This is a genomic window from Zobellia uliginosa (assembly GCF_018860745.1).
In the GTDB taxonomy this organism is placed as follows: Bacteria; Bacteroidota; Bacteroidia; order Flavobacteriales; family Flavobacteriaceae; genus Zobellia; species Zobellia uliginosa_B.
Window position 1 is genome coordinate 143,299 of sequence record NZ_JAHKPY010000014.1, and the last position, 14,190, is coordinate 157,488.

Sequence of the window (14,190 nt, forward strand, 5' to 3'; positions counted from 1 at the left end):
GTTTTTTATATGTTCTGTATTGTTCTTTTAATTTAATCCTGCTTCTCAAGAGGGAACTTAACCGAAAAAATAGTTCCTATTCCCGGTTTTGAGGTAAAGCTAATATGGCCTTTATAGGTCTCCACTATATTCTTGACCATACCTAGACCCAAGCCCATTCCACTAGTTTTTGTAGTGAATTTTGGTTCAAATATTTTTTCTTTGAAGCCCTCTTCAATACCAATTCCATTATCTGCTACACTTATTTTGGCAAAATCACCATCAGAGGCTACAGAAACTACAATTTGCGGTTCATCTACTTCAGGCACAGCCTGAATAGCATTCTTCACCAGATTCGTAACTACGCGTATTAATTGGGTACGGTCTAATTTCGTAATAATTTCTTCTTCTTCCGAAATAAAATGGATATAATCTTCATTAAAAATATCCAATGCCAGGCGCACAATCTCAACTATGTTAAGGGTTTCATTCTGCTGAGCTGGCATTTCTGCAAAATTGCTGAAGGCAGATGCTATACTGCTCATAGTATCTATTTGCTGAATAAGAGTCTTGGAAAATTCTGCAATCTTCGTGTCTATATTAGGATCTTCAGGGTTAAATTTTCGTTCAAAGCTCTGAACCGTAAGGCGCATTGGTGTAAGCGGGTTTTTAATTTCATGCGCTACTTGTTTTGCCATTTCCCGCCAAGCTTGCTCTCTTTCGCTACGTGCCAATTTTACCGCGCTATGCTCCAACTCATCAATCATAGCATTGTAGGACGTCACCAACTTTTCTATTTCTTCGCTAGGGTTATCAATCAATATTTTATAGTTACTTTTTCCTAAATCCGTACGATCTAACATATCGGAGATGGTCTGTAGAGATCGGGTTATATAGGTAGAAATAAAGTAGGCCAAACCGATAGCAATTAGCAACATCAGAAAATAAACACCTCCTAATCGCAAAAGAAATTCCCTAAGTTCCATATTATTGAAGGAATCATCTTCGTAGTAAGGTAAATTTAAAATACCTATTGGTTTAAATCGTTTATCGTTAATATAGGTATATGAAGCTTTGTAATTATCTCCCGCAAGCGCTTTCTGATCTACAAACCTTTTTGTGGGACTGGTCTCCAACAAGCTTAAAATAGATGGGCTTAAACAGTTGGCTATTGAATCTACCTCAAACTTTGCTCTGGAGCTTTTAATTAGCTGCCCCTCTAAATCGTAGATATTTAACCGTTGATTCTGAACGTTGGCGATTTGATATATTTCATCATTAAAAATTAAGCCTAAGTTCTCTGTAGTAACTGGGTAAGTAGTTTTTCTGAGCACGTACTCAACACTTTGCCTTACCTGATCCTCTTTACGCTCTAAACGGTCTGAATGGTAGTCTTCTGCTTGCTCCTTATACTGATATACCGTAACACCAGCAATCAAAATGGAGGCTACAACCACCAGTAGGATCATGGAAAGAAATATGCGTGATCTTAGGGAAAGTTTTGTGAACAAAAGACTGGAGTTTACATCAAAGGTAGCAAATATCACGCCATTATATGCAAGTTCATTTCCGTGTCAAACCGGTTTAGATCAAGGCTATCTAAAATGCCTAAATAAAGGCGAAACAACTCAAGCTTCTGGGTTTTTTGCCCTTATGCGCTTATATAATCTAATACCTAACATAAGGAGAATACCCAAAACTAATATTCCTACAACACCAAAAACCCAATTAAAGGCACTCTTGAGAATCACCAAAAATACCACTGCAAATAATATAAGGGTAGCTCCTTCATTGTAAATACGCATGAATTTAGAGGTATATCTAACCTCATCTCTTTGTAATTGCTTAAAAATTTGATGTGATTTTAAGTGGTATACAATAAGTAGCACTACGAACGCAAGTTTTACATGCATCCAAGGCTGTTGCAACCAAACGGGTATTATGACCAATAACCAAATACCAAAAACAAGCGCCAAAATAGCCGAAGGCCAGGTAATAATAAACCAAAGTCTTTTTGTCATCAACTTCAGCTGCTTAGTAAGAATTTCTTTTTCAGGAGAAGGCTTATCAGCCGCTTCAATATGATAAATAAATAATCTAGGAATATAGAACAACCCCGCAAACCAAGTAATCACAAAAATTAAATGCAGTGCTTTTATGTATTCGTACAATAGTTCTTTGCTTTATAATGATTACACAAAGTTAGACAAAACAAGAAATAACCGCTACAAAAAGATAGATAACTCCTTATCTAAGAATATCGTAAATTTCTAAATGAACGGGGTCTAAAGGCTGGGTAATATCCTCCTTTTGGGGAAATTCCTGAAATATATACTTCAAATTACCGGATTCGTCCAATACTAAAAATTTGGGTGATTCTGGAATAGATATATTATCAATATACCATGAAATACACTCGTTCAAAACCGGGAAATCCGCTTTTTTAGCGATGCCAGCGGTATTACCATTTTTTGCAATAAGAGCTACAGCATTGTATTCTCCGGTATTTACCAAAGCATTCAATGATTTTATATGCGACTTACGCACTTGTGCAGGTTCTTTATAAAGACCTACTACAGTATATTTTCCGGAGAATTTCTGTTTTGAAATGGCGCTCCCCGTTATATCGCTAAACTCAAAATCGGGTAAGGGTTTACCCAAAAAGTCAAATACCCTATACACCTTTTCTTCTTCATCCTCCTGTAGAACAACTATAGAAATATTTTCTATTATACTATCCTTCGCAGTAACCCGTTCAAAAGTTTTATAGGTCACTATCTGCGGATCATATTCTTGAGCTATCAGGGCTAATCCTTCTTTAAATGTAGCCTCATCGACAACGTCATTTGCTATCTTAAAATACTTTTGGGCAACTATTTGTTGAGTGCAGAATAGAATGGTGAATACTAAAAAAGTGGGGAAGTTTTTCATGGTTGGAAAGGCATAAGAATAGACTCTTTTATTCTATTCATTTCTATAAATGTAATAAAAATGAACGTATTACAAAAGTTGCCTTGCTTAGGCCAATAAATTGCAGGAATGCTTATTTTAGGGCTACCTATAAAAATATATATTTTGAGAATTACCAAAAACACATTGAGTCCTGAAGATTTGCTAACGCTTCGCTCAGCCAAGCAGAAAATGGAGCAAATAGGTTGGGCCATGCAAGGGCTTAATAAAATGGGTAACATTATAGACAGTCGTATTCAATTGTTACCGCAAAAGCAACGCAACTGGTTACAGCAAATTACCTATAAAGTTCTGCATACCGTAGTGAAGACCAATTTAATTTCGATGAATAAAAAAGCTAAAACAACGTCCATGAACAATTTGTACAAAGCATTGGTAACTTCATCCGGTGCTATTGGCGGGGCTTTAGGAGCGAGTGCTTTTGCGGTAGACCTTACACTGGCTACCAAACTTATGATGCGCTCCATCATGGATATCGCCCGCAGCGAAGGAGAGGATTTAAATTCCCTTGATTCACAGTTGGCCTGTTTACAAGTTTTTGCCTTAGGTGGAAAGAGCAAACATGATGACAATTTGGATACCGGTTATTATGCTACAAAATTAGCCATTAGTTCTACGGTTAAAGGTGCTAGTGGAATTGCAGGCAAAACTGTAACCACGTTACTGAACACCACGGGCAACCCCCTATTACAATTAATAGCTCAAGTAGCATCTAGATTTAGCGTGCAGGTATCAGAGAAATTTGTAGCTCAGGCTATTCCCATAGTAGGAGCTGCAGGAGGCGCAACCATTAACCTTGCCTTCATTGATCACTTTCAAAATATGGCACATGCTCATTTTAGTATTAGAAGGCTGGAACGCAAGTATGGCGAAGAGCTAATTAGACTGCAATATGAAGAACTGTCCGTTGCAAAAATCTAATGCCACATAAACTTCTATGTAATTTCATTACATTTAAACTCAACTCAATTTAAACGATATGAAAATTAAAGTCCCCTTTGCCCAAAAGGCAAACCTTAAAATTACCGCGGTATTATTGTTTTTTTCCGCAACCGTTTTCGCTCAAGATTTCCTATATGGAGATGCACTCCCTGATGCTCCTAAGTTAGCAGAAAGAGGTGATAACGCCGTTGGAGTACGCACTTTCAACTTAGTTCATGAAGACCAAATAGATATATTAAATTCAAAAGAAGGTAAAGACCCGTTGTATGATCGGCCACTTACCGTAGAGGTTTGGTATCCTACTGGAGCACCGGCAAACAAAGATGAAACCGTAACGTATGAGGAGGTTATGGGAACGAGAGGTGATACTCTGAGACCATTGGTACCCTTTTCTTTTAAAGGTAGAGCTTATCGCGATGCAGCCCCGAAGGCTACAGCTGGCGGATACCCGCTAATTGTGATATCTCACGGATATGTAGGCTCCAGATATTTAATGACTTATTTAACCGAAAACCTAGCCTCAAAAGGGTATATAGTAGTTTCAATAGATCACACGGATTCAACTTTTAAGGATGCCAATGCTTTTCAAAGCACCCTGTTAAACCGAGCTAAAGACATCAAATTTGTAATTGATACGATTGCTGAAAAAGGAAATTCTTCTTCTAAGGACCAATTGGCCGGAATGGTAGATGCCGAAAATATTGGTATTGTTGGTTATTCTATGGGAGGTTTTGGCGTACTTAATGTTGGTGGCGCCGGTTATAGTGATGGTATGACTGCTTTCTTTGGACAAATGACAGGTGGAAGCTCTGCAATTTCTACCTTAGCGGCTAGTAATACCGAATATCAAAAACAAATAGACCCAAGAATCAAAGCGGTAGTTGCCTTTGCCCCATGGGGAATGGAACGCGGTGTATGGGATGCTAATGGACTGGCAGGATTAAAAAAACCAACATTATTCGTAGCTGGTGATCAAGATGATATTTCAGGTTATGAAAAAGGTATTAAAGCAATTTTTGAAGGTGCTGTTAACGCAGACCGATATATGCTTACCTATAAAAATGCGAGACATAACGTAGCTCCAAACCCTCCGCCAGCAGAGGCTTTACAGCCAGGTTTACATATAGATGAATATTACAGGTATGCTGAACCTTCTTGGGACCAGAGAAAAATAAATAATATCAACCAACATTTTTTAACTGCATTTTTAGGAACCTATCTAAAAGGTGCTGATTATGCTGAATATTTAGATATTCCTGTAGAATCTAACGAGAAAGATTGGAATGGTTTTAAACCACGATCCTCCACAGGAATGCAGTTGATGCACGCCAAGGCTGCGGATACAATTATGAAACAATAAAAATATGAGGTTGGGAGGAGGCATAAATCATGCCTCTTCTTTAACTAGCTTATTCTTGATTTCTTTTCTTAAATACAACCCGGTTACAATAGTGGCCAAAACATCGGCAATAGGAAAGGAAAGCCAAACCCCAAGTTCACCCAGATAATCGGGTAAAATCAAAATCAACGGAATAAAGAAGAAACCTTGCCTAGATAAGGTCAGTAATAATGCCGGTATCGCTTTTCCTATTGCCTGAAAATAGGCAGCACCTATTAACTGTAATGCAATAATAGGAGTCGCGGCAAATACCAATCGCATGGCTAGAGGTATATGTTCCAAAACATAGGCATTGGCCGCCAAATCATCTGCAGATTGCCCGGCTCTATCACTTAAGAACAAAGATGCAATCTCTTGCGGGAAACTCATCAACCCAATAAATACAACGGCCGCCAGCAATGAAGCATATTTAATTGCAGTAATAATCGATTCTCGTACCCTTTGGTATTTTTTTGCCCCATAATTAAATCCTGCAATAGGCAAAAAACCTTGAGTAACTCCAAATACAGGAAAAAGTGCGAACATTAACATACGACCTATGATAGCATAAACAGCTACCATTGCTTCACCTCCAAGCCCAAAAAGAATATTGTTCATCAATAAATAAACCACACTAGTTGTTGCCTGACGGGATAAGGTAACAAAACCTAAAGAACCAATTTCTTTTATAATGGGCAACTCCAGCTTAAAACAGGCCGGCGTTAACTTTAGTTCAGATTTATCAGACAGGAAAAAGTAAAGTACATAAGCGGCGCATAACAAATATCCTACGGTCGTAGCCCAAGCCGCTCCTTCCATTCCCCAATCAAAAATATAAATGAACACATAATCCATTAGGAGATTACCTACGGAAGGTATGATCATAGCGATCATGGCAAATTTAGGCTTCCCTTCTGCGCGAATAACCGTATTTCCCATCATACAAAATGCCAAAAAAGGAACTCCATATAGTACAATAGTATAGTAAATTTTGGCAGGTTCAAAAATAGCTCCTTTCCCTCCAAAAGCAGGAATAAGCTCGTTTACATAATAAAGTCCGAGTACCACCATTACTGTAGTAATCAGTAATGTTAAGGTAATTTGATTCCCAAAAGTCTTTATGGCCTTGGCATGATTATCGGCACCCAGAGCTCTAGAAATAATGCTAGAACCACCAATACCGATGGACATCCCCAATGCTGCAATAAAAAAAGAAACCGGCAGCACTACATTTATTGCAGCAATGGCAATTGAACCGATCCAATTTCCAACAAAAATAGAATCGACCAAAATATTGAGCGACATCACTAAAATACCTATAGAAGCTGGTACGGCCTGTTTTACCAACAGTTTACCTATTGGGTCCGACCCTAATTGTTCTGCAGATACTTTAGCCATTATTCATTGGTATTGACATTCAGCTCATATTGGTTTTTGACTTATGCAGGCAGAGCACCAGTAGTTTGCCAATCCTTAATCCAAGTAGCCATAACCTTAACCCATCCTTCACTTTCGTTCAAACAAGGTATGTGTTTGTATTCCTTACCACCAGCTTCCTGAAATTGATGTTGTCCTTCCATGGCAATTTCTTCTAGTGTCTCTAAACAATCAGCAACAAATGCAGGAGTTATGACCGCAAGATTCTTTATACCTTCTTTTGGAAAACGCTCAAACTCAAAGTCGGTATATGGTTTTAACCAAGGATCATTAGGAAGACGTGATTGAAAGGAATTACTCACCTTATCTTCAGGAAGATTTAAATACGCTTTAACGGATTCCGTAGTATCAAAACACTGGTGACGATAACAGGTGTTATGTGCCACAGAGTTCGTCTGGCAACATTTACCATCAATTTTACAATGAAAACGGGTTGGGTCTGACTTGCGAATATGTCTTTCCGGAATACCATGATACGAGAATAGAATATGATCATAATCAAAGCCTTCAAGGTTTTCTGCTATACGCTCAGAAAGTACACGTATGTACTCAGGATTTTTATAAAAAGGCGGTAAAGTGGTTAATTTCATATGTGGAAAAAGTGCTTCTTGCTCTTCCATCACTTTAACTACTACCGTTTCATAAGAAGACATGGCATAATGCGGATACAAAGGCACCAACAACACCTCATCCACGCCTTTATCATGAAGTTCTTTAAGGGCTCCTTTAATGGTCATACTACCATAGCGCATTCCTAGGGCGATAGGAATATCCGAATGTTCCTTTACCTTATCTGTAAACCTCTCTGAAAGTACAATAAGAGGAGAACCTTCTTCCCACCATATTTTAGCATAAGCCTCCGCAGATTTTTTAGGTCGCGTTTGTAGAATTATACCACGCACTAAAATATTACGCAACCAATTGGGTACGTCTATTACGCGTTCATCCATTAAAAATTCATCTAAATACGGCTTAACATCTTTTGCAGTGGGACTATCTGGAGAACCCAAATTAACCAATAAAACTCCTTTCATAGTTTGGCAATACTTTTTCGGTTTATTAGACATGCAATTTCACAATAAAGGACTTTCGCCTTTAAGGTAATATGGCTATCTTCAAGTGCCCATTTAATTGGACAAACGTATAATTTTCACAAAAATAAGCCTTGAGACCTATCTAATGTGCATGTTATTAAAATACTTTTTGATGCTGTTATAGATAAGATCAATTATATAAGCGATTTAGACCGGTATATTTCTTAATACCAATTATACTTGCCTTTTGAAACCTTTACTATGTTAAACGATTTTTTCAACGACAACTACAAATCCCTTCTTTTGCTATTAGGTTCCCTTACAGTCTTGTTGGTCTCCTATTTTATAGTTCTTAAAATACTGCGCAAATTGGGGAAAAACCCAAAATATCTAATTCCTCCTTCTTCCGTAAAAAAAGTAAGTACACCCATTTTTTTCATTTTACTTTCTATTTTAATTAGAATGGGGTCTTTACGTCAATTACTAGGTTTAACACATCTAGAATTATACTTTAGAAAAGCCAGTACGCTACTTTTTATTTTCGCATTTACATGGTTGCTTATAACAGTTATTCAGATTATTAAAGAACATGTCATGCACACCTATGACATGAACACGTCAAACAATTTACGAGCCCGAAAAGTTGCTACGCAGTTTAATATATTAGAACGAATTATAATTTTTATTATCATAATCCTTGCCGCAGGAATAGCTCTTATGAGCTTTGATAGCATTAGAGAGATTGGGGTAAGCATATTTGCTTCTGCAGGTGTTGCAGGTATCATTATTGGTTTTTCCGCCCAGAAAATGATCGGGACCATACTGGCCGGAATCCAAATTGCTATAGCACAACCAATCAAATTAGACGATGTTGTAGTGGTTGAGGGAGAATGGGGCCGTATTGAAGAAATTACACTTACCTATGTTGTAGTGAAGATTTGGGATAAAAGACGCTTAATATTACCCACTACTTATTTTATTGACAAACCATTTCAGAACTGGACCAAATCTTCTGCAGATATTTTAGGGACTGTTTTTCTGTATACCGATTATTCCGTTCCTTTTGATGCTATTCGAAAAGAACTTACGCGAATATTGAAAGGAACAGAGCTTTGGGACGGAGAAGTTAACAATATTCAGGTCACTGACTCAAAAGTAAATTCCGTTGAAATAAGAGCCCTTATGAGTGCCAAGGATTCCTCTACTGCATGGGACCTTCGTGTACATGTTCGCGAAAAATTAATTACCTTCTTACAACAAAATTATCCCGAAAGTTTACCCCGTACCAGACTCCGTTTAGAAAATATGGAAGGTTCGGGAAATACAACTCACGAATAGCCGTTATACCTTAAAACCAATATTTATTTTAACGGTTTATAGGGATATATTGCACCAAACGCTTCTCTATTTTTGTGAAAAGCGCTCATTGCTAGCCATGGGCCCTTTACTGTTATTATGTTCCCTCAACTAAAAAGCATTTATGCGAATTGTATCGATTTTTCTCTTGCTGATTTCTTTTTCGGTCAATGCCCAAGAAAAAAATAGCCTTTTATGGGAAATTTCTGGAAATGGCCTAAAGCAAACATCGTATTTATATGGCACTATGCACGTTAGTAAAAAAATTGCTTTTAGGTTAGACGATGTCTTTTTTGATGCCTTGGACAAAAGTGATATGGTAGCCCTAGAATCTGATCCTGGTCTCTGGCTAGAAAAAGATAACATCTCTGGCTCCAACAAATATGCGGCCGAAGCCGGTTTTGTTACCAAGGGATTTTATGCCCGTTCTTTTAAGGTGGATAATCCTAAGAAAGAGATTTTAGGAGCATATTTGGCCTACGAAGACCGAATTGTGAATAACATTCTTTACCGTACAAATGAGTTTTCCCAGAATTTTGAGGAGGAGACTTATCTAGACATGTTTATTTACCAAGCTGGCAAAAAGTTCAATAAGCCTATTATTGCTTTAGAGGACATGGAGGAATCTGCTGCTCTTGTAGGAAGGGCCAGTTTAAATGCCGTCAAACAAAAGCCAGATGAATGGCTTCAAAAAAAGATGCAGCAATCAGACCCCATGTTCTTGCTTCAAGATGCGTACAGGAATCGTAATATAGCGCTATTAGATTCTCTTGATCGCGCTATGTACACCCCGCATTATATGAAAAATATGCTGTACATACGCAATGCCAATATGACCCACAGGATGGATTCCGTTATGCAAAAAGGAAAGGTTTTTGCAGGTATTGGTGCAGCACATTTACCCGGTGAACAAGGTGTTATTTCTCTCTTGAGAAAAAAAGGCTATACCGTAAAACCATTGTTATCAAAAGCGACTTCCAAGGGTAAAATACTGAAACAGAAATTTGAAATTAAAAAACGTGACAACCAATACAGTAACTATGGTCCGGAAGATGGTTTTTTTACGGTTGATCTTCCCAACAAACTGTATCCAATATCCGATATTGGAAAAACCACCTATGTATCGCCAGATTTAGCAAATGGAAGTTTTATTGTAATAAACCGCATTCCCACCTATTCTTTTCTAAAAAAAGATGCTCTATTTTCCTTAGAAGAAATAGATAAACTCCTTTTTGAAAATATTCCCGGCAAAATAATTGAAAAAAAATCGATTAAAAATGGTCCTTTTAAAGGATTGGACATAAAAAATAAATTAAAAAACGGCGACCACCAGCGGTATCAGATTTTTGAAACACCTTTAGAACTGGTTATTATAAAAATGGGAGGTGAAGGTGATTATGTTACTCAATTTTCGGATACCATATTTAATAGCCTAAAATTTAGGGCTGATGTAGTTAAGAGACCCAACACGGTTTCTTCCGTATTCGAAGATTTTGAGATCCAAATGCCTCCTCTCTATAGTTTCACTAATCGCAGTAGAAGTGGTACCCGATGGGTAGAAGGTTATGATTCTAGAACAGAGAATTACTACTTTCTTCGTAAATCAGTTTTAAACGATTTCAATTTTATTGAGGCAGATACTTTTGAATTGAAACAAATACAAAAACGGTTCTATCAAGACCTGCAACTTAAGCCTACCTTCAATTCCTTTAAAGGCAGAATTCTAACCTCATCCGCAGTAATAGACACAAAAACTAAAAAACATCTATACCTCATGACCACTATACGTCGTGGTGAATATTATCTACTGGGCATGGTAGGGAAAGATGAAAATACAGCATCCAAGTTTTTTGAGTCCTTTAAGCTTACATCAACAAAAGACCAAAAACCTTTTACAACCGTTGTGGATACCGCTTTATTTTTCAGTACTAAATCTACTGTAAAACCACCCAAATTTGTAGAAAGTAGCACTAACTATTACACTGGTGCACCCAAAAGAAAATCTTACGACCCTTTCCATAAAAAAACCGTTTATCAAAATCAGAACGGCGAGGCCGTGTCCATAGAACTAAATAAATCTCACGATTTCTTAATGTTTAGAAGTTTAGATTCTGCTTGGGCTTTGCGCAAAAAACTCTACGCTCACAAAAAATATAACGTTATCAGAGAGGAAACCAAAACCTCTCCCAACGGATATCATGAACTACAAATGACCTTATCGGATACTGCAAGTACAAGGGGGATTTTAGTAAAAAACATTTTAAAAGATGGACTTCTATATGAATTAAAAGCAGTGGTTGATACCATTGAAAGCCCCAGTACATTTGTAAGTACGTTCTTTGATAATTTTGTACCACAAGACACCGTTATCGGACGTAATTTATTTGAAGATAAGGTTCCTGAGTTTTTTAGCGCACTAACCACCAATGACAGTATTGCACTAGACGGCTATAGATTTATAAAATTTGAAAACAAACATGTTAATGCCCTTAAAAAGCATATCATAGAGTTTGATTTAAGCAAAGGAGAACGTCAAATTCAGTTACACCTCATCCGTGAACTAGCAAAATTAAAAAATGTTGATCTCACTGAGTTTTATAAAAGCTTTTACTTAAAATCTTATAACAACTCCACCGCACAAGCTGTACTACTTCAAGAAATCGCAAAAAAGTCTAATGACACTTCAACAAAATTGTTATTAGAATTAATGGAAACCGATTTGCCTCTGCTTTCTAATACGTTCAATATTAGCCTAATTTTTAAACCTTATCGAGAGAATTTAGAACTGGCAAAAAAGCTATACCCCACCCTTTTGGATTACAGTACCATTCCTGAATATAAAGAACCTATTTTTTCTTTATTATCAGAATTACTGATAAAAGATGTCATAAAGCCCAAACTATATAAAAAGTATAGAACACAGATTTTAAATGACGCAAAAACCCTCATTAAAAGACAGCTGGGCAGGGACCTATCCAATTCCCAGACGGACTTCTACAATCCAAGAACCAGCAGAAGCAATACGTCTTTGCTAGAGAATTACGTAACGCTATTATATCCTTTTCATACTGATAAGTCCGTAGAACAATTTTTTAATCAAATTTCATTAATTGGCGACCCAGGTGTACAAGCTACTTACCTAGCACAGTTAATTAAAAATAATAAACCGGTACCACAGAAACCGTTGATAGATTTGGCTTTTGATATAAACGGAAGACTTCCTTTGTTCAATAAGTTAGAAGAAGTAGGTGTGCTCAGTCATTTTCCTGCCGAATATAATTCACAGCAGTATTTGGCGGAAGCTATTCTTTTTGAAGATTCAAAATATAATCGCGCTAAAGATTCTGTTGTTTTCATAACACAAAAAAAGTTTAAGTTCAAAGGAGAATTGTACACAGGCTATTATTTTAAAAAGCGAAATAACGAAGATTACGATAAGAATTTCTCTATGTACCTCCTCATCTTTGAAAACAATAAAAAACTTCAGACGAAGCCTTTCTACGAGAGTGATGCAATGCGTATTGAAGATACAGACACTGATGAAGATGTAATTGAATACCTTACCGAAGCCTTTAAACTTAAAGACAGAAAACGAGCAGATATCTATAGACCACATGGTTACGGCATGTATGGCCATCATGGATTTTGATTTTAGACTTAAAATATAAAGTAATACTATATTTATCTAAACATCTATTAAACTAACCACTCTTCTTATGAAAATTAAATATGTGTTACTTTTTTTTACTGCGATTTACTCTTTAATAAGCTGCACAGAAGGAACAGAAATAGATGAACCTATTGCCAAAGAAGAACCAATTCCTGAAGAACCTAAAGAAGAAGTTTACTTAACGTATAGATTAAATGAACATTCGGACACAACCGAAATAGAATACTGGGTAATTGTTCATGACCAAGATGGCGAACTACTAGATTATAAAAGTATTAAAGAAGATAGTACTTTAACTTTTAGCGCCATTGATACTGCCTTAGTAAATACAGAAAAATTAGTTGTAACAACTTTATCCGTAGCTGAATATGAGAATCATATTGCTCACAATTTATTAACCTACACAAATATCCAGAAAGGCTTTAAGTGGAATTCATCAGAATCTGGGGAAGCGAATTCATCTTTAATTAGAGAATTAAATATTGGCAAAACAAATCATTCAAATAACAAACTTAATAGCAAAGTAGGTGATTACACTATTACCGTAAACTCTGTGCCTGCATTTTTAAAATACCATATCCAATCTCCTGAAACGGGAGTCGTCGCTCGTAACGATACAGAGGTTGAAGGAGACCGCCTTCAAGTTGAGGGTTTAGAATTACAACCCGGCATAAGATATTTAATTTCCATTGGAGATACCGAAGAATTACCGAAGTACACTTTCTTCGAAATAAGCGATGATTCAAAAAATATTACTCTTGATTATACTGAGTTTACAGACTATGACCAAGTTCTAGAAACAACGCTTCCTGAAAATACTTATTTGTTCAGTGTTTCAAAAGGATATGATAACTCCGAAAGAAGCGGAAGGGGATATGAAATGGTTGTAGAAATTGATTTTGACAACCCCGAAATCTCCAGAATTGGATATATATCCGGTTTTAAAAGTTACTTGACTCAGTTCAACCTTACAATGAAGAATAATTACACTTATAGATATTCAGAACTAAGTGAGCTCCCCTTAGAACAGATTACGATTCTAGAAAAACCCAATTTTAGTATTATTGAAAACTCCTTATATAATTTTGAATTTAGTACGGATATAAGTTACCTCACAACGTCAAGTATTTGGAGATCAGAAGAAGCTTCTTCCGAAATCTTCAACAATTATACCTCTTGGAGAATTAATTCTTCAAATACATCATCTCATTTATTAGGAGAAATACCTGAAGAGCTAATAAATTTATACCCAAAATTAAATTTGGAAAAACTAAAGTATTCCGATACCGAACTACAACTTCTAGGTCAGGATTACCAAGTCTCTCTAAACGTCTTATCTAACCCTACTAATGTTGTTTATCCAATAATTAATGAATCTTTAATTCTCTACCCTGAACAGGAATAGACTAGGCAGTAGTAAAACC

Annotated in this window: 10 protein-coding genes; 5 read left to right on the top strand and 5 right to left on the bottom strand. The window is 36.6% G+C overall.

Annotated elements, in window-relative coordinates:
- Positions 1 to 32 precede the first annotated feature (32 nt).
- From KO521_RS15575 to KO521_RS15585, 3 genes are all read right to left on the bottom strand, one after another.
- Positions 33 to 1,448 (bottom strand): sensor histidine kinase, encoded by a 1,416-nt coding sequence (locus KO521_RS15575; RefSeq protein ID WP_215941556.1) that lies wholly within the window; start codon positions 1,446 to 1,448, stop codon positions 33 to 35.
- Between the two features lie 159 nt (positions 1,449 to 1,607).
- A complete protein-coding gene (locus tag KO521_RS15580) occupies positions 1,608 to 2,150 on the bottom strand; it encodes a CopD family protein (protein ID WP_215940839.1) in 543 nt (180 codons plus the stop codon).
- Positions 2,151 to 2,226: 76 nt separating this feature from the next.
- A complete protein-coding gene (locus tag KO521_RS15585; RefSeq protein WP_215940840.1) occupies positions 2,227 to 2,910 on the bottom strand; it encodes a TlpA family protein disulfide reductase in 684 nt (227 codons plus the stop codon).
- Positions 2,911 to 3,054: 144 nt separating this feature from the next.
- On the opposite strand from KO521_RS15585, the gene KO521_RS15590 reads away from it, so the two are divergent.
- Positions 3,055 to 3,870, top strand: a complete 816-nt coding sequence (locus KO521_RS15590) for an EcsC family protein (RefSeq protein WP_252730086.1) — start codon at positions 3,055 to 3,057, stop codon at positions 3,868 to 3,870.
- Positions 3,871 to 3,928: 58 nt separating this feature from the next.
- Positions 3,929 to 5,251 carry an alpha/beta hydrolase family protein gene (locus tag KO521_RS15595; RefSeq protein WP_215940841.1) on the top strand — a complete coding sequence of 441 codons (1,323 nt, stop codon included), beginning with the start codon at positions 3,929 to 3,931 and terminating at the stop codon, positions 5,249 to 5,251.
- Between the two features lie 27 nt (positions 5,252 to 5,278).
- Here KO521_RS15595 and KO521_RS15600 read toward each other — a convergent pair whose 3' ends face one another.
- Together KO521_RS15600 and hemH are read right to left on the bottom strand one after the other, a co-directional pair.
- The gene (locus tag KO521_RS15600) at positions 5,279 to 6,667 is read right to left on the bottom strand and encodes an MATE family efflux transporter (protein ID WP_215940842.1); all 1,389 of its coding nucleotides are present in this window, start codon (positions 6,665 to 6,667) and stop codon (positions 5,279 to 5,281) included.
- 41 nt (positions 6,668 to 6,708) lie between these two features.
- Positions 6,709 to 7,740, bottom strand: coding sequence for a ferrochelatase (hemH, locus tag KO521_RS15605; RefSeq protein ID WP_215940843.1), 1,032 nt, complete (start codon positions 7,738 to 7,740; stop codon positions 6,709 to 6,711).
- Between the two features lie 261 nt (positions 7,741 to 8,001).
- Here hemH and KO521_RS15610 point away from each other — a divergent pair, with 261 nt between their 5' ends.
- From KO521_RS15610 to KO521_RS15620, 3 genes are all read left to right on the top strand, one after another.
- Positions 8,002 to 9,078 carry a mechanosensitive ion channel family protein gene (locus KO521_RS15610; RefSeq protein WP_215940844.1) on the top strand — a complete coding sequence of 359 codons (1,077 nt, stop codon included), beginning with the start codon at positions 8,002 to 8,004 and terminating at the stop codon, positions 9,076 to 9,078.
- 142 nt (positions 9,079 to 9,220) lie between these two features.
- Positions 9,221 to 12,745 carry a TraB/GumN family protein gene (locus KO521_RS15615; RefSeq protein WP_215940845.1) on the top strand — a complete coding sequence of 1,175 codons (3,525 nt, stop codon included), beginning with the start codon at positions 9,221 to 9,223 and terminating at the stop codon, positions 12,743 to 12,745.
- 67 nt (positions 12,746 to 12,812) lie between these two features.
- Entirely contained in the window at positions 12,813 to 14,171 is a 1,359-nt protein-coding gene (locus tag KO521_RS15620) for a hypothetical protein (RefSeq protein ID WP_215940846.1), read from the top strand.
- The last annotated feature ends 19 nt before the right edge of the window (positions 14,172 to 14,190 follow it).